This is a genomic window from Aphanothece hegewaldii CCALA 016 (assembly GCF_003007785.1).
Lineage (GTDB): Bacteria > Cyanobacteriota > Cyanobacteriia > Cyanobacteriales > Microcystaceae > Chroococcus > Chroococcus hegewaldii.
The window spans coordinates 43219-67611 of sequence record NZ_PXOH01000016.1; the positions used below are offsets into that span (position 1 = coordinate 43219).

Genomic DNA, 24393 nt, shown 5'->3' on the forward strand with positions numbered 1-24393 from the left:
TTGTTATCCTCTATAAACAGCTTCCCTACGCTGGTATTAGCCAGTCTCAGGTTCTAAGGGTATTTCTCAGCCCGTCTGTTTAGGCACCCCTAGCTATGTCTGGATTGTAACATCAATAAGAGGGTAGTTTGATTTTGCACAGAATGTCATTAGATTTAGTCTGTAGCGTGAAGTTGGTGAACAAGACTAGGAGTAAATGACTTACTAAAAAATTGTTTGATTTTTCGGTAAGCTTTTTCAAGGATCAGAAAAAATTTCAAAATGGTAGCATACATCTTTTTTAGAGATTTGTCAGTATTTTTAGAGATTTCACTATAGATGTCTTATGATTTAGTGCTACATTTTGACGAATATATTTGTCGCTATCGTCAGCCAAAATTTCTAAGATGTGAGGTGGTGTACTAGGATTACGTGCTACATCTGTGCGAATCTGTACCTTAGTATCATAAGCCAAAATTTCTAAGATGTTAGCTGGTGTATCAGGATTACGTGCTACATTTTGACGGACATAGGCATGAGTATCTTGAGCCAAAAGTTCTAGAATACTAGGTGGTGTATTAATATTCCAGACTACACCAGTACGAATATCATTACTGGGGTCTTGCGCCAGTCTAAAAAGCAAATTAATAGGGATCTTGGGATTTAGTGCGACATTTTGACGAATATTTTTATTAATATCACGAGCTAAGATTTCCAGAATGCTGGATGGTGTATTGGGATTTATCGCTACTTGTGATCGAACATAATCATCACGCTCTTGCGCTAGAATTTGTAACCAATTGATTGGTGTATTAGGATTGCTTGCTACTTGTGAACGAACATCTTGCATAGAATCTTGAGCTAAAATTTGTAACCAATTAATTGGTGTATTAAAATTGCTTGCTACTTGTGAACGAACATCTTGCTCAGAATCTTGAGCTAAAATTTGTAACCAATTAATTGGTGTATTAGAATTGCTTGCTATACCTCGACGAATATCTTTATTTGCATCTTGAGCTAAGATTGCTATACTTCTTTTTGGTGTATTAGAATTCCATGCTGCACTTTGACGGACATTATCAAAATTATCTTGTGCCAATATTTCTAAAATACTGGCTGATGTATTAGGATTCCATGCTACACCTTGACGAACATAATCATTAGGATCTTGTGCCAATATTTCTAAAATACTGGCTGATGTATTAGAATTCCATGCTACACGTTGACGAACATAATCATTAGGATCTTGCGCCAACTTAAAGAGCGAATTTATAGGGGTATTTATATTTTCAGCTACACCTTGACGAACACTATCATCAGGATCTTGTGCCAAAATTTCTAGAACACTGGCTATTGTTTTGCTATTCCATATTAAAACCGCAGGATTAAAGTCTTTAGGATCTTGCACCTGAGTTTCAACTTGGCTGATCAGAGCTTTATTGATAGAAATCCATGAGATTTTAATACGAATACTTCTGCTAAAATTCTGAAATATAACTTTTAGGATAGAGAAGGGAGTATCATTAAACCCAAGTAAGCTAATTTTTGTTTCTTCAGGAATTGCCTTCACTAAATTTGCAGGATCTTCTAACAGCAATAAATTAAAGATTGGATGTTCTAATAATTCTTGTGGATAGTCTGCACCTAATTTTAATAACATCTCTGGGGGTGTATTTGGATTATTCATGATTGCTCGAAGAATTGCATCACGCTCATCGTACTGTTTTGCTATCTTTAACAAGTATTGCAATCTTTCAGGTGATTCTGTAGTTAATGCTTCTTCTAGTAAACTGTTTAAATCGTCGTGTTTAGGAATATCCATCATATTTATACTAGGTTTTATTGTGTCCAATCTTCTATAACTAAAAAAATTCATCTTTTACGATTGAGATTTATTTTCGCCTCATGGCGTACATTTACATTAGAATCTTGCGCTAAGATTTCTAAAATACTGGCTGGTGTATTAAGATTCCGTACTACAAATATACGAATATATATCTCAGTATCGTGAGCCAAGATTTCTAAAATGCTGGCTGGTGTATTGGGACACCGTGCCACCTCTGCACGAATACGTGTCCTAGTATCGTGAGCTAAGATTTCTAAAATGCTGGCTGGTGTATTAGGATTTCGGACTAAAGTCGTACGAACATCATCATTAGGATCTTGATATTGCGCCAAGAGAAAGAGCAAATTTATAGGTGTCTTGGTATTCCATGCTACACCAGTAAGAACATATTTATGAGTATCGTGAGCTAAGATTTCTAAAAGGCTAACTGGTGTATTAGGATTTACTGCCACACCATTACGAACATTTTTAGAATGATCTTGTGCTAAAATCTTCAGCAAATTGAGTGGTGTATTGGGACTGCGTGCTACACCTTTACGAATATCTTTATGAGTATCGTGAGCCAAGATTTCTAGAATGCTGGCTGGTGTGTTGGGATTACGTGTTACACCATAACGAACATTTCTAGTATTTTGTGCCAAGATTTCTAGAATGCTGGCTGGTGTGTTGGGATTACGTGCTACACCATAACGAACATTTTTCTTAATATCCTGAGCCAAAATTTCTAGAATACTGACTGGTGTGTTGGGATTACGTGCTACATTTCTACGAACATTTTTATCGAGGTCTTGTGCCAGAATAAAGAGCGCATTTTTAGGTGTATTGCTATTTTTAGCTACATTTTGACGAACATCGTTATTAGTATCCTGAGCTAGAATTTCCAGAATACTGACAGATGTATTAAAATTGCGTGCCATTTCAAGGCGAATAACTATACTAAAATTGAAACTATGAACTATAATTTTTAGAATCGAGAAAGGAGTATCATGAAACTCAAGTAAGCTAACTTTTATTTCATAAGGCATTGTCTTCACTAATTCTATAGAATTTTCTAATAGCAATAAATTAAAAATTGGATGCTCTAATAATTCTTGTGGGAAATCGGAACCTAATTTTAATAACATCTCTGGGTGTGTATTTGGATTAGTCATGATTGCTCGAAGAATTGCCTTACCCTCTTTGTACTGTTTTGCCAATTTCAAAAAGTTTTGTAATCTTTCAGGTGATTCTGTAGTTAAAGCTTCTTCTATTAAATAGTTACAATCGTCTTGTCTCAACCTATCCATCGTATTTATTGTGTCCAATCTTCTATAATTAAATCTGGAACTTGAGAAAAATCTCGTTGATTTCGAGTAACCATAATTCCATTCACTGACAGAGCGATCGCTGCAATCCTTAAATCTTTCTGTAATCTTTTTTTATTCAACTGCTGATTTTCATTCAGTAAACGTTGATAGTAAGCATTAGCATTATCATCAAAATTAAGTATTCTCTCCCCCTTAAAATATTCTGTTGCTGTCCATAAATTAGTGTAAAGTCTAACTAAATTAGTAGTTTGAGTAGGGTTATTAATCCGAATGATCCAACCATTAAAAATTTCTTGAACTGTGACAATTGTAATTGCTACATTAGGATAATGTCTAATTACTCTTGATAAAACTGCTTGATTTCCTTGTAACAAAAGCGAGACGTGATCTGTATCCAGTACCCAAATCATTTAGTAAATTTACCTTATTTACTCATCATCCATTAAATTACGTTCTGCTCTTAATTCTTCCACAATCTCATCAAAATCTGGATCATCTTTAAATACTCCTGCAAACTTCATCCAGGGTTTTTCGGTTTGTTGAGATTGAGGAATTTCGATTTTTAAGGGGATGACTTCTATCTTTTCTAAATGAGAAGCAACCATTTTTTTTAGGCTTTCTATTGCCTGTTCATCAGTTGGCTCTTCTACACTACAATTTGGTAATTCTAAAATAGATGCGATCGTTTTTCCGACCTCAGTTCGTTCTAGTAAGATATGTAATGTAAGTGTTGTCGATTGTGGTGGTGTTGCGGTAGAAGGATTAGGATTCATCGTTTTTATTTTTAATCATTTTTTCTTATGATAACTTTGACATTCACTTTTTAAGTATAAATTGGGTTTGGCGACCAAACCCCTACAAATTTATTTTTAAATCCTAAATTTTGCATTAATTTTATTAACTAAAAATGGTTCAGTAACCGTACTGCTTCACCAAAGGGAAATTGTTCTAAATCTAATCCTCCTGGTGTAACAACCCATAAGACAGGTAAATTAGGTATATCTGTCGGAAATTCTCCATAACCATCAGTAAGATAGACGCATACGCCCTGTGTATCGATATCTCTAATTGATTCAACTTTATTAAAAAACGGAACGAAGGAAGTTCCACCACCCCCGACAGGTTGCGGGATGGATGAATCTGAAGTCAAAGAATATGGGCCGTAAGCCTCAGCATCGGTATAAAATAGACTACATTTGAGATGCGGATAAGCCCCTAAGATTCCTTGTACTTCACTCAAAAAGAGTTTTAATTCTTGTTCACCGACGGAACCACTGGTATCAACCGCTACAAACACTTGTACTGATTCTCCTGCGATCGTATCTAAGTATAACCCTCTTCCAACAAAACGGCGATCAAATCCTTGAAAGTCTGTTGGTGTCTGTACCAAATACCGCCAGAGATAGGTGCGCCAATCGAGTTGAGCTTGCGATAATTCTTTTAGTTGCCGTTCTAAACCTGCGGGTAAATTCCCTTGATTTGTTGAACGAGCGATAAGGGTTGCTTGTTGTAGGGCATTTTTCCAGTGCGTGTTCAAAGCTTCTTGTTTGGCTTGGGAAAGACTGCTATTGTCATCTGATAAAGAATTAGAATTTCCTTGAGCATCTGATGAATGATTAGAATTTTTATCATCTTTTCCTTGACTATCTTGAGAAGAGGAACTTCTATTGTCATCTGATGAAGACTTAGAACTCTTATCACCATTTCCTTGAGCATCTTCAGGAGGATAACTCAGTAAATCGAAGTTGGGTAAGTTAGGATGATTTTTTTGCTGCATTAGAAGTGTATAAATTTCTTCTACGCTCAATTTTTCCCATTTTGGTTCGCGTAGCGCATCTGAGGGTAAAGTAAAAACATTTTGCTCGGCAATTAATCCATTAACGATAATATCTGCGGCAATATTCCATAAAATAGGCTCTCTTTGTCCGCGACGGGTCACATGAAGTAAGGCAGCGTGTAACAATTCATGAAGCAATACCCCTTCTTGTTCAACTGGGGTTAAAGATGCAAAAAAATCAGGATTAAAAAAGATATCTTTTCCATCTGTGGCCGCCGTTGAATGATGGTAAGTAGGTTTAAAATGAGCAAATAAGGATAAAGTAGCGAAAAAAGGTGACTTCATCCGTATCCGCAACCGAAAGGAACTAATCAGCTTATCGATATCTAAAGTCATAATAAGTCTTGATAATCCTTGAAAAACTTCTGTAATTTGGCATCTTGTTTGATTAACACTGCTAAGGCTCCGATTTGCCCTTTGGAGCGCATCTGACGCATCATATCAACCGCGTATAACTGTACCCATTCAGCCGTTGCTTTTTTCACTAACCACGTAAAAGCATGATAGAACTCTTTCACATCATTAGCTCTCATTGCGAGTCCAATCGTCGTCGCATAACGGATAGAAGGTTCATCAGGAAAAGCGATCGCCGTTCCTTTCTCTTGTAAAATAGCCTCTAAATTGGGCAAATTGCGATATAAACTCACAAAAGCATTAAATTCAGCCGCCGCACCTTCTCCAACTGCGGGTGCAATATCGATTTTAGCGCGATGTAGATGATTTGCCATTTCCCAAGAACGAGGAGAAGGCCAAGAACTTTGTTGCGGATCGAATTTGTGTAATAATGGAGTTCGATAAGCCAAAAAAGAAACGATTTGCTCATCAATATTTCCATCAAACGCATATAGTTTAAAACTATCGAAGTCAGGTTCTACAGATAGATGCAAGAAACGGTTTGCCAAAGGTGCAGGCATTTCAAACACCGATGCACGGTCTTCTTTACGGTTTCCCGCAGCCCAGATGAACCAATCTTCAGGCACTTGATAACTCCCCACACGTCTATCTAAGATTAACTGTTGGGCGACTCCTTGCATGACTGGAGGTGCCATATTTAACTCATCTAGAAATAATATACCTTTTCCTTTGCGCGGGAGAAATTCGGGAGGATACCAAGTAGAAATACCTTTTTGGGTATCGTCTTCATCGGGAACCGCAACAGGTAAACCGCGTAAGTCTGTGGGTGCAAGTTGACTCAGACGCAAATCAATAAAATCTAGGTTATTTGCTTTGGCAACTTGGGAAACAATGCTAGATTTTCCAATTCCAGGCGCACCCCAAATCATCGTACTAAGATAGAGTTGATGGGTAATTAGGCTGTTTAGATAGGTTTTGAGTGCAGAGGGAGTCATTTAGGATAATAGAATAAAAAATAAGTCAAGTATAAAAATTCCTGATTTCTAGCTCAAGGTGGCTTTACCCAAGATAACCCAGAACAATTAAAACTCGCCATCCGATATTTAGCTGATAATAACAGAGCGATTGCATTTCTTAAATTAAGAAGATACACTTTTTGGGTTTGGTTTTTAAACTCCTACAAATTATCTGTATTTTATTTAATAGAGAAAGGCTATATATAAAATATGACTTGACTAATGAGATTACACTTAAACCGAAAAAGGAGAAGAAAATAAATGCTTGATTTATATCAAAAAGTCTCGTTAAATCGGGATTTTCCTGAATATAACTTAGTTAAAGGAGATATAGCCACTATAAACGCTCTCGTTCCTCACCCCGAACAAGGCGAAGATGGATATGTTTTGGAGATATTTAACGCGGTTGGAGAATCGATTAACGTTATTATTGTCCCCATATCTGCCGTTGAATCTTTAAAAGAGAATGAAATTTTATCGGTTTGCTCTTTAATAAAAAGTTAGAATGCTTGTGCTTGATGTTAGAAAAATTATTTATCTCCTTCTAGCTGCTATATCACGAACCCAATCATCAGAATCATGAACGAGGTTTTTCAGAACACTAATGGGTAATTTATAAATTCCTTGCTACTGCAATACGCTCGTTTGAATCCGCATCTTCAGCGAGGATTTCTAGAACGGTATAGATCCATAGAAAGGCGAATCGAAACGTTCTGCTACTACACGACGAACCATTTCGCTATCATCTTGAGCGAGGATTTCTAGAATTCTAACAGGTGTATGCAAATGATGTGCCACGTCATAGCGAACATATTCATTAGCATCATAAGCGAGGATTTCTAGAACACTGACAGGTGTATTAAAACGATTTGCTACTGCACGACGAACATTTTCAGCAGCATCATAAGCGAAGATTTTTAGAATCCTAACAGGTGTATTGGGATGCTCTGCCACGTTCCAACGAACGCCTCCATTAATATCATGAGCAAGAATTTCTAGCAAATTGCTCGGTGTATATCGATTCTTCGCTACTTCACTACGAACTGTTACATCAGCATCTTGAGCGAGGATTTCTAGAATACTGATAGGTGTATCGGGATTCTTCGCCACTTCACAACGAACTTGTAAACATTTATGCTGAATCAGAACTTCTAAAATAAAAAGCGGTAGATTTGGTTGTTTGGCGATGTTGATTATTTGACAGTTCTCTTTGTGATTTAATATCGCCTGCTTCACAAATGAGGGTACTATTTCTAATGTCCATAGGCTTTGAAGTGTGTGGTAAGGAATTATATTAATCAAAGCTGAATTCTCCAACAACGATAAGTTAAATACTGGATTATCTAACATTTCTTGTGGAAAGTCCGAACCTAATAATAGTAATCTTCTAAAAGAAGTATTTGGATGATTAGTAATCACCCGTAGGATATCAAGATTAAATTTAGGATTAGGTATAAAGCGTCTTTCTACGTAAAGCTCCTTACTATACAGACAAGCTAATTTTTCGATAAGATTTGCTGGTGTCTGAAGATTTTGTGCTACTAAAAGAGCTAAATCATCACTTTCATAGGCTAATTCCTCTAATCGTTTATAAGATGTATTCGGTGATGCTGCTTCTTGTTCAGGTGTTAAAAAACTATCCATTGAGCATTACTAAATCTATACTTATTTTGACTGATTAGTACTCAGTGCGAGACTAGCTCAATTATACTGATAGAATTTATAATTTCAAATCAGTGATAATACGCAACTCGATGTCTAACTTTGGCATCGGTATCTTGAGCAAGTTGTTTGATGATTCTTTTAGGAGTTTTGGGATGAGATGCAACCCGACATCGTACTTGTACATCATGATCGCTTGCTAGACATTCTAGAATACTCTCAGATGTATTGCGATGGGATGCCACATTAGATCGTACTTGTGTATCTGGATCTTTGGCGAGTATTTCTAGAAGCTCAAGGGGGGTATTTTTATTAACTGCCACATTTGATCGTACCTGTGTATCTGAATCTTTAGCTAGAATTTCTAAAAAGATTATAGGTGTATTGTGATCATTGGCTAATTTTATTCTATCCTTATGTCTGGCGGCTCCTTCTAAAATAAATTCTGGTATTGGTTTAAGTTTGAGTAGTTTTTTGAGAATAACGATATTCAGTTCTGAGATTAAATTAGGATTTTCTAAAAGTAAAAGATCAAACATGGGATTATCTAACAAGACTTGCGGAAATTTTGCCCCCAACTTGAGTAATAATTTTGGTGGTGTGTTAGGATTAGTTGCTATAGCTTTTAAAATCTCTTGATCTTGAGCATACAAAATTGCTAATTTCTGTAAACGTTCAGAACTGGTTTTTATAGACACCGCTTCTTGTTGAGGGGTTAATGATAATTTCATCGATCTTGTCGTCTTAATAATTTTTGTCGTGCTGGTTATAATAAAATCGAGCTAATTCGATTCAAAGCCAAATTATAGATAAATTAAGGGAATGAGACAATTAGTTAGGGTGGTTATAGCTATATTCTACTCAATGGAAAACAAAGATTGATATTTTAGGTGTGTCTGCAATCCAAAATCGAAAAAAAAAGATAAGATTGTTTTTGCGTATCGAATGCGGATAGATAAAGTTATGAGAAGTTCAAACAGTATATTAATTTTATTTGCTCACCCGGCTCTTGAAAAGTCACGGATTAATCGACATTTGATTCGCGCTGTTCAAGGTTTAGAGGGTGTTACTGTACATGATCTTTATGAAACTTATCCCGATTTTCAGATTAATGTAAAGATTGAACAAGATTTGTTATTAGCTCATGACATTATTATTTTTCATCATCCGTTTTATTGGTATAGTAGTCCAGCTATTCTAAAAGAATGGCAAGATTTAGTATTAGAACATGGTTTTGCTTATGGACATCGGGGAACTGCTTTAAAAGGGAAAAAGTTTTTAAGTGCTATTACAACTGGTGGGGGTGAACCTGCTTATTGTCGCAAAGGATATAACTATTTTACAATTCGAGAACTCCTTGCACCTTTTGAACAAACTGCACATCTATGTGGGATGGAATATATACCGCCTTTTGTGGTGTATGGAACCCATCAACTACAGGAAAACAACGAATTTGATAAATATGCAACAGACTATCGTAATGTGTTGATGGCACTGCGAGATAATAATATTGATTGGGAAAGTCTTAAAGCTTTTTATTATTTTAATCAAAACTTAGAACAAGTTATTCAAATACCAGCACATCAAGCACAATGAGTAAAGTTACTTATTACTGTAATTCAAGGATTTGGGAAAAATACGACTTTTCCGATAATTCCCAATAAACCTGTAACTAAAATCCCGATGATGCTAAAAAAGCCAAGTGTGATAGTATTTAGACGTGCGTTAACTCCATCAATACGTTTATTAGTATCATCAAAGCGTTTGTTAGTATCATCAAAGCGTTTGTTAGTATCATCAATACGTTTGTTAATATCATCAAAGCGTTGCTCGGTTTTTTTATCCATTTGTGCGATCGTATTATTAATCGCTTTTAGCTGTTCATCAGTACGAACGATATGTATGTCTAGTTTTTTGTCTATTCCATCTATTTTGCGGTCTAACTCACTAAACCGACTATTGATTAAGTCTTTAAGTTCTCTTAAATCGTTTTCTGTTACTGTAGACATTTTTGATAAACTCCATGATAGTTAAAGATTTTTCCAGTCTAAAGGGAGTTTGCATCTTTAAGGGATTACTACCTATATTATGTATCTAAAACCTACTTATTTACTATTCATAACTCTTGTAGAGTGACCCATTTATGCAAAGTGAAGATTTCTTTTTTCAAGCGTTTATTTATCTCGTTGCTGCTGTTGTCTCGGTTCCACTAGCTCAAAAATTAGGACTCGGTTCGGTTTTAGGATATCTCATTGCTGGTGTAATTATCGGCCCATTTGGGTTCGGTTTTGTTGGACAAGAAAAAAGTGATGATGTAATGCACTTCGCTGAATTTGGTGTCGTGATGATGCTATTTTTGGTCGGTTTGGAACTGCAACCCTCTTTATTATGGCGCTTACGGATGCCGATATTGGGTTTAGGGGGTTTACAGGTTAGTGTAACAACAATCTTGGTGGCTATTTTAGGAATGATTTTTGGACTGTCTTGGCAAATGGCAATAGCCGTCGGTATGATTTTATCAATGTCCTCAACTGCGATCGCACTTTCAACCCTCAAAGAAAAAGGACTGATGAAAACCGAAGCGGGACAATCTGCCTTTTCTGTCCTATTATTCCAAGATATCGCCGTTATTCCGATTTTAGCACTGATGCCCTTGTTGGCGATGAAAAATCCTGTTTCTCACGCCGCTAATGGTCTGATTTTTGTTGCAGCGACCGAAAATAGTACAAGCTTACCACCATTATTACAAGCATTACTGGTTATTGGTGTAGTCGGTGGAATTATTGTGGCGGGTCGTTTTCTGATGCGTCCAGTATTTCGTATCATTGCAACAACACGTTTACAAGAAATTTTCACCGCAACTGCTTTATTACTCGTCATTGGTATTGCTTTAGCGATGCAACAGGTGGGACTATCACCCGCTTTAGGAACCTTTGTCGCAGGTGTGGTATTAGCCGATAATGAATACCGTCACGAATTAGAAGGCGATATCGAACCGTTTAAAGGTTTATTATTAGGTCTATTCTTCATTTCTGTAGGGGCTAGTATCAACTTTAATTTGTTCTTCAGTCAGCCTTTATTGATTCTAGGACTGGTGATTGGGCTGGCTTTGGTCAAATTTGTCATTTTATTTGGTTTAGGGCGATTCTTCAAAATAGAGCTAAGTCAGAATCTAATTTTTGCCTTTTTTCTCGCTCAAGGGGGTGAGTTTGCTTTTGTTCTGTTTTCCTTTGCGACACAGAATAAAGTTCTAACCTCGGATGTTGCAGGGCCGTTAGTTGCAGTCGTCGCGTTTTCGATGATTGTTACACCGCTACTGGCTCTAATTAATGATAAATTTGTACAGCCACTTTTGACTCGTGCGACTCCAGAACGAGAAGCCGATGAAATTGATGAGACGGAAAATCCAGTGATTATCGTTGGTTTTGGACGTTTTGGGCAGATTGTAGGGCGTTTATTGATTGCTAATGGCTTTAAGATTACCGTTCTAGAACATAATGCGACTCAGATCGAATTATTGCGGCGTTTTGGTTGGAAAGTTTTTTATGGTGATGCGTCTCGTCTAGATTTACTTCGTGCGGCGGGTTCCGAACAAGCTAAATTAATTGTAATTGCGATCGACGATCGTGAGAAAATCCTCCAGACGATCGAACTTGTCCATAAACATTTTCCCCATCTTAAAATATTATCTCGCGCTTTAGACCGTCGTCACGCCTACGAACTGATCCGACATGGAGTCGATGTCATCGAACGCGAAACCTTTGCATCATCTTTAGATATGGGAGTAGAAGCCCTAAAATTATTAGGAGTTCGTTCTTATAAAGCTTATCGTACTGCTCGTATGTTTAAAGAACACGATATCCAAGCGATGTACGAAGTGGCGCAATTAGAAGGAGATGAAGCGCAAATAATCGCCCGTTCTCGACAATTATCCCAAGATTTAGAACAATTATTGCGTACCGATGACCGAGAATTAAAACAAGATATCGATCGCGCTTGGGATATTACAGAACTAAAGAGAGAAATCAATGAGCAGAATAACATTAAACAGGCCACGTAAAATGTATTGTTGTTCCGCTTCCCTCTTGAGAGTCTACCTTAATGTTTCCTTTTTCGCCATCAACAATTTTTTTGACTAAAGCTAGACCAATTCCTGTATTGTGACTACTATGGGGTTCAAGAGTTTGGAATAAGCCAAAGATTTTTTCATGAAATTGGGGATCAATACCAGGCCCATCATCAACAACGGAAAATTTATAAAAATTCCCTTCTTGTTGAGCCATGATTCTAATAATTCCCGTTACGCCGTCATGATGTTTAATTGAATTACTGATCAAATTAGTAAACACTTGTTGTAATAAAAGTTTTACCGTAGAAAAAGTCGGCATTGGTGAGGTTATTTCGATAGTGAAATGGTCTTGAGGAGCTAAGTTATCAATGACTTCTTTAAGTAACTGTTCTACGTCTACCGTTTCTGTACTCATTTGCGATCGTCCAACGCGATAATATTGCAAAAGACCATCGATTAAATTTTCCATACGGTAAACTCGTCCTTGGAGTAGTTCGAGATGGGTTCGCGTTTCTGCTGTTATTTGTCCTTCTAGATCATCTATAATCCATTGTGCAATATTTGCGATCGCTCTTAGTGGAGATTTTAGATCATGAGAAGCTGCATAAACAAATTGATCGAGTTCTTTATTGCGTTTTTCTAGTAAAATATTGCTTTGGGTGAGAGCCGTCGTTAAATAAGTCAATTCATCCGCATGAGTTCTTAATGCGGTTTCTGCTTCTTTAGCATCGGTAATATCCAGCAAAAGACCGCGTATTTTTAAGATAGTTCCGTCCTCATCTCGGACTAAATAAGCTTTATCACGGAGCCAAACGATCTGATCATTAGCACTAATACATCTGTACTGAATTTCATGATCAAGCCCTTGTGTAATTTGTTGCAGACGATACTTTAATATTTCTTCCCGTTCATCAGGATGGATCAAATTAACCCAAAAATCGGGTTTTTGTAACCAGTTATTAGAAGGATAACCTAACAACATTTGAGAACTTTGACTAACAAACGAAAATTGTAGCGTATTGGCGTTTGCTTCCCAAAAAATCGCATGATCTAAACCATTTACTAAATCTTTAAATCTTTGTTCTGCTGCTTCTGCTACTTCCCGCGCTGACTGTTCTCGCTCCAGTAAATCATCTTTTTGCAGGTTTGCTGCTTCTAGTTCAGCCGTCCGTTTTTTGACCCTAAGTTCTAATTGTGCATTGAGTTGGGCAATTTGAGCCGCTTGTTGTTTAATTTGGTCGGTTTTCTTGAATAATTCGACAAAAACAGCTACTTTTGAGAGTAATATTTCTGGATCTAGCGGTTTTACTAAATAGTCTACAGCACCAAGGGCGTATCCTTGAAAAGCTTGTTGCTCATTGCGACTGTAAGCGGTGAGAAATATAATCGGAACATCACGCGATCGCTCTCTTTCTCGAATGAGGGTCGCTGTCTCAAAACCATCCATTTCCGGCATCTTCACGTCTAGCAGAATTACAGCAAAATCCTGTCGCAGCAAACATCTTAGTGCATCTTTTCCCGAAGTCGCCCTGACCAGATTTTGTTCAAGACGATTTAAAATCGCTTCTAGTGCTAATAAATTGTTGGGGTTGTCGTCAACTAAAAGAATGTTAACTTTAGATTCTGGTTGCATAGGATTTTAGATCATAAAGTTTTGTTTTTTAAGACAGAGGCTATATGCTCCGTGTTTACTAATGAATACCCACAAAAATTATATAAGTCATCAAAACAAAAGATATCTTTAACAACTTAGCATGAATAGAATTCCATCTATAGGTTACTAATAACTACACCCTTTAGATATAAATTTAATATTAGATAACTATACATTTAGACATAAAATTTTTTAAATTTTATTTTTATAGAAGTTAAGTTAATCAAAATAATACTTAATGAGGGCAATAGTTCTAGGTTTAAAGTCAAAATTACCTCTTACCTTTGTCCTAATATAAAAAGGATGTTAATCTAGTTAAAAATTTTATGTTTTTAATGTAATTAATATAGGTATTCTCAAAATTTAAAATATAAAATCAACATTGTATTAAATTTAAAACTATGTAATTAGACTGAATCAAGACTTAAAAGAAATAACCTTAAATGGTTGACTGAGATACATCCAGAGAAAGACCCAGTGACAGTACAGACTCTTTTAGGATGGTAAGGGTTCAAAGCATATATAGGAATTTTAATAGTAATGAACAGTTCATTTACGCGCCCTTTAGCCGTTGTTACGGGTGCTTCTAATGGTATTGGCTACGAACTAGCGAAACAGTTTGCCCAAAATGGTTTTGATCTATTAGTAACAGCCACAGGATCTAGTATAAATGATGCGGCTCAGGAATTTGAGCAATTAGGAGCAAAAGTCCAGACTTTAGAGGCGGATTTGGCTACTTATGATGGTGTTGAAAAACTGTATCATGAGATTAAGGCAACCGGTCAGCCTGTAGAAGCGATCGCTATTAATGCGGGTGTTGGTGTTGGTGGTGACTTTGCCCGTGAAACAGATTTACAAGATGAACTAAATTTAATTAATCTTAATGTCGTCTCAACCGTTCATCTAGCCAAACGAGTAGTTAAAGATATGGTCGATCGCGGTTTTGGTCGAATTTTATTTACTTCCTCCATTGCTGCCATCATGCCTGGACCTTTTGAGGCGGTTTATGCTGCGTCTAAATCTTTTATACAATCTTTCTCTGAAGCTTTGCGTAATGAGTTAAAAGATACGGGTGTTACTGTTACTGCTTTGATGCCAGGACCGACGGATACTAACTTTTTCCACCGTGCGGGAATGGATGACACGAAGGCGGGTTCAAACAAGAAAGATGATCCAGCAGATGTCGCAAAACAGGGCTTTGAGGCTTTAATGTCGGGTAAAGATTCTGTGATCGCGGGTTCACTGATGACCAAGATTCAAGGCACAATCAGTAATATTTTACCAGATACGGTTAATGCTGAACAACATCGTAAGTTGACTGAACCAGGCTCAGGGAAATAATTTGATTTTTATTATTGACCAAACGCCTTCTAACCGACCAACCGCCCCCTAACCCCCTCCTAAAAGGAGAGGGAACTATAAGGAAATGATGATTTAAAGCCCCTCTCTTGAAAGGAGAGGGGTTGGGGTGAGGTCAACATAATCCTAATTAAAGGAAATGGGTTGGGGTGAGGTCAACATAATCCTAATTAAAGGAAATGGGTTGGGGTGAGGTCAATAAAAATTAATCAATTAATCTGCGTCTTCTTGTAAACTAAATTCGGGTAATTGTTTCATCACATCCGATAGCAGTTCTTTTTTGTTCTGCTCATTGAGGGTGTTTATCTGAGCTTTAATTCCCATTTGTAATATCTTAAGTTGATATGGATCGAGATCGATCGGTACGGGTTTAGCATCATCTGGGGAACTATCCCACGACTCTAATTGTGACTTAAGTTGAGTTCTTATTGCCTGTATCCGTTCTTGAGCTTCTGAATAATCATCTGTACCATAGGTCAATAGGTTTTGTTCTTTTGTATCGCTATCATCTGAGGAAAACTGTTGAGCTTGAGCGGATTTTTGTAATTTAACAATGCTTTGCTCAATACTTTGATCAATCAGTTCTAATTGTTTTTTATTAATAGAAAGGGGCAGCGCATCCATAATTATTTTCTTTAGTTTTAAGGTTTAGCCTGATTGTACGCTCATCACTCAGAATAAATCATCCATCATTAGGTTTAATTTAACGGTTTCTAATTTGGTAATTATAAGCGCCAGTCTACATGACTTTTTGCTCCGATTTCAGCTTAAGTTCTGTGAGTTTGAACAGAGCTTCTATTGCTTTGTGAGCTAAAGGTTTAGAAAATAAATAGCCTTGGCCTAATTCGCAGCCTAAAACTTGCAATTTAAAGAGTTGCTCGTGAGTTTCTATTCCTTCAGCCGTTACATCAATTTGTAAATGGTGTGCTAAGGTGATAATCGTTTCTACAATTTTTAAATTTTCATCGTCTTGAGTCATTCTATTGACAAAAGAGCGATCAATTTTTAAGGAATTAACAGGTAAATGATGAAGATAGCTTAAGGAAGAGTATCCAGTTCCAAAATCATCAATACTAACTTGAATTTTTCTTTTAATTAATTGGTCAAAGATATTTTTTATAATGACTGTATTGTTCATCAATATACTTTCGGTAATTTCTAATTTAAGATTTTCTCCTTTTAATCCTGTTTTTTTTAAAATTAAATCAATTTGCTCTACTAAATCTATTTGTTGTAGTTGTCTACTCGAAAGATTAACACTAATTTTTAAGGATGCGGCTTGAGGATATCGTTTTTGCCAGACCGAGAGTTGACGACAAGATTCATATAAAATCCATTGCCCTATCGGTATAATTAAGCCTGTTTCTTCTGCTATAGGAATAAATGATGATGGCGGAATTAATCCTTTTTGTGGGTGCTGCCATCGAACTAAAGCTTCAAATCCCACTAGATGTTCGTTAGTCAAAGAAACAATGGGTTGATAATGTACCAAAAATTCTTGACGTTCTAAAGCCAATCGCAAATTAGTTTCTAACTCTAAAAGCGTATGTACTTGCTCGTGCATCATGGGCTTAAAAATCGCATAACAAGACTTTCCTTGCGCTTTAGCTTCATACATTGCTAAATCAGCATTTCTTAATAAGTCTGCGGGACATTGTTCAAAAGAAGAATTAAAAGCAATGCCAATACTAGCAGTAGTAAAAACTTCCCAACCTTCAACTAAAAAAGGTGTTTTTAATTCTTGGTTAATTCGTTGAGCGACTTTGATAGCGACTTGTTCGGTGTTAATGTTATCGAGGAGAATGATAAATTCATCGCCTCCTAAACGAGCTACCGTATCGTTAGTACGAACACATTCTTCTAGTTTAGAAGCGATCGCTATCAACAATCGATCGCCTACAATATGTCCTAAGCTATCATTGACTACTTTAAATCGATCTAAATCAATAAACAAAAGAGCTAAATGATAATTTTTCTTTTGTCTGGATCTTTCTATTGCTTGCTCAAGTCGATCCATTAACAATAATCGATTGGGTAACCCAGTCAAACCATCATGTAAGGCATCATGACGCAATCTAGCTTCTGCGTGTTTACGCTCCGTTACATCGTTAGCCATAGAGATGAATAAATGTCTGCCATCGGACAATTTTCCAAAGGATGTCGAACTAATATGCCAAAGTCGTAATTCTCCATTCTTAATCCGAATTGTTGTTTCTTTTTGATTGATTTTGCCATTACTCAGTTTTTGATGATAATTTTGCTCAAGATAATTTTCTATGACTTGAGTTATGCCAAAGGCTTTGGAATGCCAATCTGTAAGGGTAGAAATTTCTGATGATGAATATCCGGTTAATTCTAACCAAGCATTATTAATTTGAAGAACTTGCCCATCTTCAGCGTAAATCATCACGGGAAACGGTGCATACATAAAGGCTTGACGAAAACGTTCTTCACTTTCGACTAATGCTGCTTCTGCTCGTCGTCGTTCGACTAATGAGGCGACAAAATTAGCTAGGATTGAGATTCCTTCTAAGAATAGATCATCAGTATTAATTATTTCGGGATGAGCCAGGCTGAGTACGCCAATCACTTGTTGATTAACGATCATCGGTTGACAGATGAAGGTACTGATACTCATTTGGTTAAGCGTTGAATTTGTCTGACAAGTCTTGGTTTCGTCTTTCTTGTAATGCTTAACGAGCGATTGCCCTGTTGCTGCTACTTTTCCTGAAAGTGTTTGCTCGACGGGAATTTCTAAAAACTCGCCATTTGTTGGGCTAGGGATTCCTTTTACACCCAGAAAAACCATGACTTGACGAGAGCGATTATAGAGTTCTATTGCGCCAATCGGAAACTCTGTAGCCGCACAAATTTTCTCGACAATACGTTGAGCAATAGTGGCTAAAGATTCTGAAGTTAAGGCAATTAGAGAAATTTCATGTAACATCCTTAACTGTTGATTTGGTTGGCTAAACATCTTTTTGATTGTCTTTCATTTAGTAACTTGCCTTATTGTTCGGTTAGGTAACCAAGGAAAAAAGTTCAAGAAAAAGTCATAAAATTTAATATTATTGTTAAATTAATTTACTTAAGTTTTGTTCAACAATTGACCACAATCCTAAAAATTTAATTGGGTAGTCAACTCAATATTCTGTAAGTCGAGGGTTTCAAACATTGACTAATCGATTATGTCAGTTTGAACCAATTTATCAAATGGTTTTTAGTTCATTCTAAGAGACTTAGAGAATAGACGCGCTCATTAATTATGGAAAGGATTATTACCCAAATTATTGATTAATTTCCTTAACTCACTCATTAAATAGCTGTTAGTCCATTCTAATAAACTTTTCGGATAAAATAATAGATTTATTTCCCTATGGATTGCGAAATTGATACAAATCTTAGGTTAATTACATAATTTTAAATTAGGACAACCATACGCGCAGTAATGAAAGTAATTGCTCGGTATCAACGGGTTTAGTAATATAATCGGATGATCCGGCTTCGAGACATTTATTACGATCGCTTTTCATGGCTTTGGCGGTTAGGGAGATGATCGGTAAGGTGCTAAACTGTTGTTGTTGGCGGATTAGGCGCGTTGTTTCATAGCCATCTATACCAGGCATCATGACATCCATCAAAACAATATCAACATCGGGATGATTGCGTAATAGAGCGAGTCCATCTGTGCCGTTTTCTGCGGATAATACTTGCATGGAGTAACGTTCTAAAAGACTGGTTAGCGCAAAGATATTTCTTAAGTCGTCATCAATGATGAGAACTTTTTTTCCCAAAAGAAGTCGATCGGTTTTTTGTACTTGTTGTATGAGTTGTTGTTGGATGGGAGATAACTGAGATTGAATACGATGCAACAATAAGGTTGTTTCTTCTAAAAGACTGGGGAGTGAGTTCGTTACTTTGACTTGCGTTGTTTGATTTAGATGAGCGATTTGACTTTCAAGATCGGGGGTTAAATGATCTGTAGTGTGGATAATGATCGGGATTTTTGTTTCGCTAATTTTTTCTTGACATTCTTCTAATAATGTGCTATCAAAAATGGCACTATCAACGGTTGGCGAGGACAAGTCGCCGCTTTGTGAATTTAAAAGGTTTATTGCTTCTGTTGCTGTACTGACGGTGGTAATTTGTAGATCATTGTTACTAATTAGTTCGACGATTTCCTGTTGTTGTGTTGCGTCGGGTATCGCAAGCAAGAGATTTTTGTGTGGACGATCGAGCCAATTTTTTAGCTCGGTAATAATATTTATTAAAGCCACGCGTTCTATAGGTTTGTGATGATAGGCGATCGCACCTTGTGAGATAGCGCGTTTTTGGACATCTTTCATCGAGAAGATGATCACAGGAATATGGCGAGTATCTGCATTATGTTTAATGCGATCTAATACAGTCCAACCGCTATCACCGGGTAAACAAATATCGAGTAAAATGGCGGAGGGTCGATATTTTTGCGTCATGACTAATGCCGTCGCCGATCGCATGGTAATTAGTCCTTTAAAACCCTGTTCTCGTGCTAGTTCGAGCAATAAACGGGCAAAATTCGGATCGTCTTCCACAATGAGAATTGAACGATCGCCATTCTTGATGTTTGAGCGATCGTCATTCAGGATAGGTAGAGACGCACCATCTAGAGACGCGTTATGACTCGTTTCTACTAATTCATTTACTAACTGAGGGCTTTTAGGATGGGTGTCTATAATAGATACGGGTGTTTCTTGTTCATGTTGTGGGAATTCGGCTTCTAAATAAGTTTGGGGTATATAGAGAGTGAAAGTACTACCGACTCCGACTTGACTGGATAAAGTAATCTCACCCCCTAATAAACGAGCAATTTCACGACTGATCGATAAACCTAAACCTGTTCCTCCGTAGTGACGAGAGGTTGTACCGTCTGCTTGTTGGAATGCTTCAAAAATGAGTTTTTGTTTGTCTGGGGCGATGCCAATACCCGTATCAGTAACGGTGAAGGCAATAACGAGATCGGCTTGGTTTAAGGTATTATGATCATAACTCCAGCCTTGAGTTACTGGGTTACATTGTAGGATAACTTGACCTTGGGCTGTAAATTTAAAAGCATTCGAGAGTAAATTTTTGAGAACTTGCTGTAAACGTTTGGCATCGGTATAAAGGCTGTGGGGCAAGTTTTCATTAAAGATGATGCTAAAGTTTAAGCCTTTATCGTGGGCTATTTGACGGAAAGTGCGATCGAGATGATTATTTAAGTCAACTAAAGGCATTTGCTCGATCTCGACTGACATGGTTCCAGATTCAATTTTAGCCAAATCTAAAATATCGTTAATCAATGCGAGGAGATCACTTCCTGCTGAATGAATAATTTGGGCGTATTCAACTTGTTTGGTGGTGAGATTACTTTCTACATTATCGGCCAAGAGTCGAGCCAAAATTAATAAACTATTGAGTGGTGTGCGTAACTCATGGGACATATTCGCCAAGAATTCGGATTTATACTTAGAAGTTAGGGCTAATTGAGAGGCTTTTTCTTCGAGTGAGTGTCTTGCTTGTTCAATTTCCGAGTTTTTGCGTTCTACTTCTTCATTTTGCCCTTTCAGTAGACGGGCTTTTTCTTCTAGTTCTTCGTTGGTTTGTTGTAGTTGTTCTTGTTGATTTTTTAGTAGTTCTTCACTTGCTTTGAGACTTCGCGCTTGTTCTTCTAAACGTTGGTTGGTTTCGCGGAGTTCCCCTTGTTGGGTTTGTAACTCTTGTGCTAGAGACTGGGACTGTTTGAGAAGTTCTTCCGTTCTCATGGATGCTGCGATCGTATTTAATACAATAGCAATACTTTCGGTTAGTTGATCAAAGAAGGTCAGATGAATTTCGTTAAAACGTTGGAATGAGGCTAGTTCAATAACCGCCGTCACTTGTCCTTCAAATAATACAGGCAAAACAACCGCATTGAGGGGGGATGCTTCGCCTAATCCTGAGTTAATTTTAATGTAATCGGAAGGAATTTCCGTCAGTAAAATTCGTTCTTTTTCTAATGCACATTGTCCGACTAAACCTTCTCCTAGATAGAAACGATTAGCGAGATGTTTCCGTTCCCGATAAGCATAACTACTTATTAACTTCAGATGTGATTGTTGGATTTCCACACCGTCCATCAGATAAAATACACCGTGTTGAGCATGAACAAGGGGCGCAAGTTCGGACAGAATTAATTTAGAAACGGTTTCTAAATCTCGTTGACCTTGTAGCATTCTGGTAAATTTGGCTAAATTTGTCTTTAACCAGTCTTGTTCTGTGTTTTTCTGGGTTGTTTCTCGCAAATTGGCGATCATTTGGTTAATATTGTCTTTGAGGACTGCGACTTCTCCTTCTGCTTGTACGGAAATAGATCGGGTTAAGTCCCCTTTGGCGACGGCGATGGCTACTTCTGCGATCGCTCTTACTTGAGTGGTTAAATTTGCGGCTAATTCATTCACATTATCCGTCAAGTGTCGCCATGTTCCCGATGCGCCAGGTACTTTCGCTTGTCCCCCTAATTTTCCTTCGATCCCCACTTCTCGCGCTACCGTCGTCACCTGATCGGCAAACGTTGCCAGAGTATCGATCATTTCATTAATTGTATCGGCTAGGGTTTCAATTTCTCCCTTAGCATCGAGCATTAATTTTCGTTTCAAGTCCCCATTAGCTACCGATGTTACTACTCTAGCGATCCCTCGTACTTGGGCGGTTAAATTTCCTGCCATCGAGTTAACATTATCAGTCAGATCTTTCCATGTTCCTGCAACTCCGCTTACTTGCGCTTGTCCGCCTAATTTTCCTTCGGTTCCCACTTCTCGCGCTACTCTAGTTACTTCAGAAGCAAAAGAACTGAGTTGATCAACCATTGTATTGATCGTATCTTTGAGTTCTAAAATTTCCCCTTTCACATCAACGGTAATTTTCTTCGATAGATCGCCATTTGCTACCGCTTTCGTCACTTCGGCAATATTTCGCACTTGCCCGGTTAAATTACTCGCCATCGAGTTAACATTATCAGTCAGATCCTTCCATGTTCCGGCAACCCCTTTGACATACGCTTGTACTCCTAGTTTTCCTTCGGTTCCCACTTCTCGCGCTACTCTAGTTACTTCGGATGCGAAGGAATTAAGTTGATCTACCATGATGTTAACGGTGTTTTTCAGTTCTAGGATCTCTCCTTTGACATCAACGGTAATTTTCTTGGATAGATCGCCATTTGCTACCGCCGTCGTCACTTCGGCAATATTCCTTACCTGTGCGGTTAATGAACTCGCCATTAGATTAACATTATCGGTAAGATCTTTCCATGTTCCCGCAACGCCCCTGACTTCTGCTTGTACGCCTAGTTTCCCTTCGGTTCCCACTTCTCGCGCTACTCTGGTTACTTCCGATGCAAAGGAACTGAGTTGATCTACCATGACATTAATGGTGTTTTTCAGTTCAAAAATTTCCCCTTTTACATCAACGGTAATTTTTTTGGATAGATCGCCATTTGCTACCGCCGTCGTTACTTCTGCAATATTCCTCACCTGCGCGGTTAGGTTTCCTGCCATCGAGTTAACATTATCAGTTAGATCTTTCCATGTTCCCGCTACGCCCCTGACTTCTGCTTGTACGCCTAGTTTCCCTTCGGTTCCCACTTCCCGCGCTACTCTAGTTACTTCGGATGCGAAGGAATTAAGTTGATCCACCATAATATTAATAGTGTTCTTCAGTTCTAGGATCTCGCCTTTGACATCAACGGTAATTTTCTTAGATAGATCCCCATTCGCCACCGCCGTCGTTACTTCCGCAATATTCCTTACCTGTGCAGTTAGAGAACCTGCCATGAAGTTTACTGAGTCGGTTAAATCTTTCCATGTTCCGGCAACACCGCGTACATCGGCTTGTCCCCCAAGTTTACCTTCTGCACCCACTTCTCGTGCTACTCTAGTTACTTCGGATGCGAAGGAATTTAATTGATCCACCATTGTATTAACGGTGTTTTTTAGTTCTAGGATCTCGCCTCGCACATTAACGGTGATTTTTTTGGATAGATCGCCATTTGCTACCGCCGTCGTCACTTCTGCAATATTTCTTACCTGCGCGGTTAGGTTTCCTGCCATTAAATTTACACTATCGGTAAGATCTTTCCATGTTCCGGCAACGCCTTTGACTTCTGCTTGTACGCCTAATTTCCCTTCGGTTCCCACTTCTCTCGCTACTCTAGTTACTTCGGATGCGAAGGAGTTTAACTGATCTACCATGATATTAATGGTGTTTTTCAGTTCTAAGATCTCGCCTTTGACGTTGACGGTGATTTTTTTAGATAGATCTCCATTTGCGATCGCGGTTGCCACTTCAGCGATATTTCTCACCTGTGCCGTCAGATTTCCCGCCATTGAGTTAACATTTTCGGTAAGATCTTTCCATGTTCCTGCAACGCCTTGTACTTCTGCTTGTACGCCTAATTTCCCTTCGGTTCCCACTTCTCGCGCTACTCTAGTTACTTCCGATGCAAAAGAACTGAGTTGATCGACCATTGTATTGACGACTTGGGCGGTTTGCAAGAATTCACCTTTGAGGGGCATTCCTTCAATTTCGGTAGCTATCGTCTGAGAAAGATCCCCGTTTGCTACTGCTCGAATAACTCTAGCGGTTTCGGCGGTGGGTTGCACGAGATCGGTAATTAAAATATTCACTGACTCGATACAGTCTCCCCACGAACCCCCTGCACTACCCAGACTCGCTCTTTGGGCTAATTTTCCTTCTTTCCCGACGACGGTACTGATCCGCTCTAATTCTGCCGCCATCCTTTGGTTTAAGTCAATAATGTCATTGAGAGTATCCGCAATTTTTCCCGCTACACCAGTATGATCGAGGGGAAGACGAGCGCTGAAATCTCCTTTTTTGACGGCGACTAGGGTTTTTAAGAGTTCACTAAGATCAAGCGTATCACTATTTTTCGTTGTGCCAGCAGTGGACATTATTTTTACCTTTGAGCAGAATTAGGAAGGGAAGGGCGATAATATCATTCTAAAAAGAATTTTCCTCCTTAAAACAGAGGATAAAAACTCTCTAAGGATAGAAGTTTGATCTTAGTTTCATGTTAAAAGCCAGTTAAAAGCCAGTGAATAAATTCACTGTCTGATAGCAGAAGTCCGTTAAAACGGACTAACAAACTGTTTGGAGTCGGTTTCAACAAGGGGCTGTGGAAAGCCGTCGCACGGCGAACCTTGTACGCCCCGCCGACTTTTGCTATTAGACAGGGGTTTAAACCCCTGACAAACTAACAAACTGACAAACTGACAAACTGACAAACTGACAAACT

General features: G+C 38.0%; 17 protein-coding genes and 1 riboswitch. Of the genes, 4 read left to right on the forward strand and 13 right to left on the reverse strand.

What is annotated here, in order from left to right; translation table 11 throughout:
• Positions 1 to 5: 5 nt before the first annotated feature.
• Positions 6 to 101, reverse strand: a riboswitch (TPP riboswitch).
• A 179-nt stretch (positions 102 to 280) separates the two neighbouring features.
• The 6 genes from C7H19_RS14750 to C7H19_RS14775 form a co-directional block, all read right to left on the reverse strand.
• Positions 281 to 1804 carry a HEAT repeat domain-containing protein gene (locus C7H19_RS14750; RefSeq protein WP_146136521.1) on the reverse strand — a complete coding sequence of 508 codons (1524 nt, stop codon included), beginning with the start codon at positions 1802 to 1804 and terminating at the stop codon, positions 281 to 283.
• A gap of 47 nt (positions 1805 to 1851) precedes the next feature.
• On the reverse strand, positions 1852 to 3111 hold the full coding sequence (locus C7H19_RS14755; RefSeq protein ID WP_106457651.1) for a HEAT repeat domain-containing protein: 1260 nt from the start codon (positions 3109 to 3111) through the stop codon (positions 1852 to 1854).
• Between the two features lie 5 nt (positions 3112 to 3116).
• The gene (locus tag C7H19_RS14760; RefSeq protein ID WP_106457652.1) at positions 3117 to 3542 is read right to left on the reverse strand and encodes a type II toxin-antitoxin system VapC family toxin; all 426 of its coding nucleotides are present in this window, start codon (positions 3540 to 3542) and stop codon (positions 3117 to 3119) included.
• Positions 3543 to 3560: 18 nt separating this feature from the next.
• A complete protein-coding gene (locus C7H19_RS14765; RefSeq protein WP_106457653.1) occupies positions 3561 to 3905 on the reverse strand; it encodes a type II toxin-antitoxin system HicB family antitoxin in 345 nt (114 codons plus the stop codon).
• Between the two features lie 128 nt (positions 3906 to 4033).
• On the reverse strand, positions 4034 to 5305 hold the full coding sequence (locus C7H19_RS14770) for a vWA domain-containing protein (protein ID WP_106457654.1): 1272 nt from the start codon (positions 5303 to 5305) through the stop codon (positions 4034 to 4036).
• Positions 5302 to 6318, reverse strand: a complete 1017-nt coding sequence (locus C7H19_RS14775; protein ID WP_106457655.1) for an AAA family ATPase — start codon at positions 6316 to 6318, stop codon at positions 5302 to 5304. Before C7H19_RS14775 ends, C7H19_RS14770 begins: the two co-directional genes overlap by 4 nt.
• 282 nt (positions 6319 to 6600) lie before the next feature.
• On the opposite strand from C7H19_RS14775, the gene C7H19_RS14780 reads away from it, so the two are divergent.
• Positions 6601 to 6843 (forward strand): DUF4926 domain-containing protein, encoded by a 243-nt coding sequence (locus tag C7H19_RS14780; protein WP_106457656.1) that lies wholly within the window; start codon positions 6601 to 6603, stop codon positions 6841 to 6843.
• A gap of 168 nt (positions 6844 to 7011) precedes the next feature.
• On the opposite strand, the gene C7H19_RS14785 is transcribed toward C7H19_RS14780, so the two are convergent.
• Together C7H19_RS14785 and C7H19_RS14790 are read right to left on the reverse strand one after the other, a co-directional pair.
• On the reverse strand, positions 7012 to 7983 hold the full coding sequence (locus tag C7H19_RS14785) for a hypothetical protein (protein ID WP_106457657.1): 972 nt from the start codon (positions 7981 to 7983) through the stop codon (positions 7012 to 7014).
• 89 nt (positions 7984 to 8072) lie between these two features.
• Entirely contained in the window at positions 8073 to 8732 is a 660-nt protein-coding gene (locus C7H19_RS14790; RefSeq protein ID WP_106457658.1) for a hypothetical protein, read from the reverse strand.
• A 232-nt stretch (positions 8733 to 8964) separates the two neighbouring features.
• Between C7H19_RS14790 and kefF the strand changes: the two genes are divergently transcribed.
• Positions 8965 to 9597 (forward strand): glutathione-regulated potassium-efflux system oxidoreductase KefF, encoded by a 633-nt coding sequence (gene kefF, locus C7H19_RS14795; protein WP_106457710.1) that lies wholly within the window; start codon positions 8965 to 8967, stop codon positions 9595 to 9597.
• A gap of 23 nt (positions 9598 to 9620) precedes the next feature.
• Here the strand turns inward: kefF and C7H19_RS14800 are convergent, their stop codons facing one another.
• Positions 9621 to 10010, reverse strand: a complete 390-nt coding sequence (locus C7H19_RS14800) for a coiled-coil domain-containing protein (RefSeq protein ID WP_106457659.1) — start codon at positions 10008 to 10010, stop codon at positions 9621 to 9623.
• A gap of 134 nt (positions 10011 to 10144) precedes the next feature.
• Here C7H19_RS14800 and kefC point away from each other — a divergent pair, with 134 nt between their 5' ends.
• On the forward strand, positions 10145 to 12061 hold the full coding sequence (kefC, locus tag C7H19_RS14805; RefSeq protein WP_106457660.1) for a glutathione-regulated potassium-efflux system protein KefC: 1917 nt from the start codon (positions 10145 to 10147) through the stop codon (positions 12059 to 12061).
• Here kefC and C7H19_RS14810 read toward each other — a convergent pair.
• Positions 12045 to 13703 carry a response regulator gene (locus C7H19_RS14810; protein WP_106457661.1) on the reverse strand — a complete coding sequence of 553 codons (1659 nt, stop codon included), beginning with the start codon at positions 13701 to 13703 and terminating at the stop codon, positions 12045 to 12047. The two genes, kefC and C7H19_RS14810, sit on opposite strands and share 17 nt — an antisense overlap.
• A 561-nt stretch (positions 13704 to 14264) precedes the next feature.
• Here C7H19_RS14810 and C7H19_RS14815 point away from each other — a divergent pair.
• Positions 14265 to 15065, forward strand: coding sequence for an SDR family NAD(P)-dependent oxidoreductase (locus C7H19_RS14815; protein WP_106457662.1), 801 nt, complete (start codon positions 14265 to 14267; stop codon positions 15063 to 15065).
• A gap of 231 nt (positions 15066 to 15296) precedes the next feature.
• Here C7H19_RS14815 and C7H19_RS14820 read toward each other — a convergent pair whose 3' ends face one another.
• The 3 genes from C7H19_RS14820 to C7H19_RS14830 all read right to left on the reverse strand — a co-directional run bounded on the left by C7H19_RS14820 (position 15297) and on the right by C7H19_RS14830 (position 24049).
• Entirely contained in the window at positions 15297 to 15707 is a 411-nt protein-coding gene (locus C7H19_RS14820; protein WP_106457663.1) for a hypothetical protein, read from the reverse strand.
• 115 nt (positions 15708 to 15822) lie between these two features.
• Entirely contained in the window at positions 15823 to 18060 is a 2238-nt protein-coding gene (locus C7H19_RS14825; RefSeq protein WP_106457664.1) for an EAL domain-containing protein, read from the reverse strand.
• 448 nt (positions 18061 to 18508) lie between these two features.
• Positions 18509 to 24049: a HAMP domain-containing protein gene (locus tag C7H19_RS14830; RefSeq protein ID WP_106457665.1), complete on the reverse strand. Its 5541-nt coding sequence runs from the start codon at positions 24047 to 24049 to the stop codon at positions 18509 to 18511.
• Positions 24050 to 24393 lie beyond the last annotated feature (344 nt).

Excerpts from the sequence above, each read along its gene's own strand:
- C7H19_RS14750 (WP_146136521.1), bottom strand. The coding sequence starts at position 1,804 with ATGATGGATATTCCTAAACACGACGATTTAAACAGTTTACTAGAAGAA.
- C7H19_RS14755 (WP_106457651.1), bottom strand. The coding sequence starts at position 3,111 with ATGGATAGGTTGAGACAAGACGATTGTAACTATTTAATAGAAGAAGCT.
- C7H19_RS14760 (WP_106457652.1), bottom strand. The coding sequence starts at position 3,542 with ATGATTTGGGTACTGGATACAGATCACGTCTCGCTTTTGTTACAAGGA.
- C7H19_RS14765 (WP_106457653.1), bottom strand. The coding sequence starts at position 3,905 with ATGAATCCTAATCCTTCTACCGCAACACCACCACAATCGACAACACTT.
- C7H19_RS14770 (WP_106457654.1), bottom strand. The coding sequence starts at position 5,305 with ATGACTTTAGATATCGATAAGCTGATTAGTTCCTTTCGGTTGCGGATA.
- C7H19_RS14775 (WP_106457655.1), bottom strand. The coding sequence starts at position 6,318 with ATGACTCCCTCTGCACTCAAAACCTATCTAAACAGCCTAATTACCCAT.
- C7H19_RS14780 (WP_106457656.1), top strand. The coding sequence starts at position 6,601 with ATGCTTGATTTATATCAAAAAGTCTCGTTAAATCGGGATTTTCCTGAA.
- C7H19_RS14785 (WP_106457657.1), bottom strand. The coding sequence starts at position 7,983 with ATGGATAGTTTTTTAACACCTGAACAAGAAGCAGCATCACCGAATACA.
- C7H19_RS14790 (WP_106457658.1), bottom strand. The coding sequence starts at position 8,732 with ATGAAATTATCATTAACCCCTCAACAAGAAGCGGTGTCTATAAAAACC.
- kefF (WP_106457710.1), top strand. The coding sequence starts at position 8,965 with ATGAGAAGTTCAAACAGTATATTAATTTTATTTGCTCACCCGGCTCTT.
- C7H19_RS14800 (WP_106457659.1), bottom strand. The coding sequence starts at position 10,010 with ATGTCTACAGTAACAGAAAACGATTTAAGAGAACTTAAAGACTTAATC.
- kefC (WP_106457660.1), top strand. The coding sequence starts at position 10,145 with ATGCAAAGTGAAGATTTCTTTTTTCAAGCGTTTATTTATCTCGTTGCT.
- C7H19_RS14810 (WP_106457661.1), bottom strand. The coding sequence starts at position 13,703 with ATGCAACCAGAATCTAAAGTTAACATTCTTTTAGTTGACGACAACCCC.
- C7H19_RS14815 (WP_106457662.1), top strand. The coding sequence starts at position 14,265 with ATGAACAGTTCATTTACGCGCCCTTTAGCCGTTGTTACGGGTGCTTCT.
- C7H19_RS14820 (WP_106457663.1), bottom strand. The coding sequence starts at position 15,707 with ATGGATGCGCTGCCCCTTTCTATTAATAAAAAACAATTAGAACTGATT.
- C7H19_RS14825 (WP_106457664.1), bottom strand. The coding sequence starts at position 18,060 with ATGTTTAGCCAACCAAATCAACAGTTAAGGATGTTACATGAAATTTCT.
- C7H19_RS14830 (WP_106457665.1), bottom strand. The coding sequence starts at position 24,049 with ATGTCCACTGCTGGCACAACGAAAAATAGTGATACGCTTGATCTTAGT.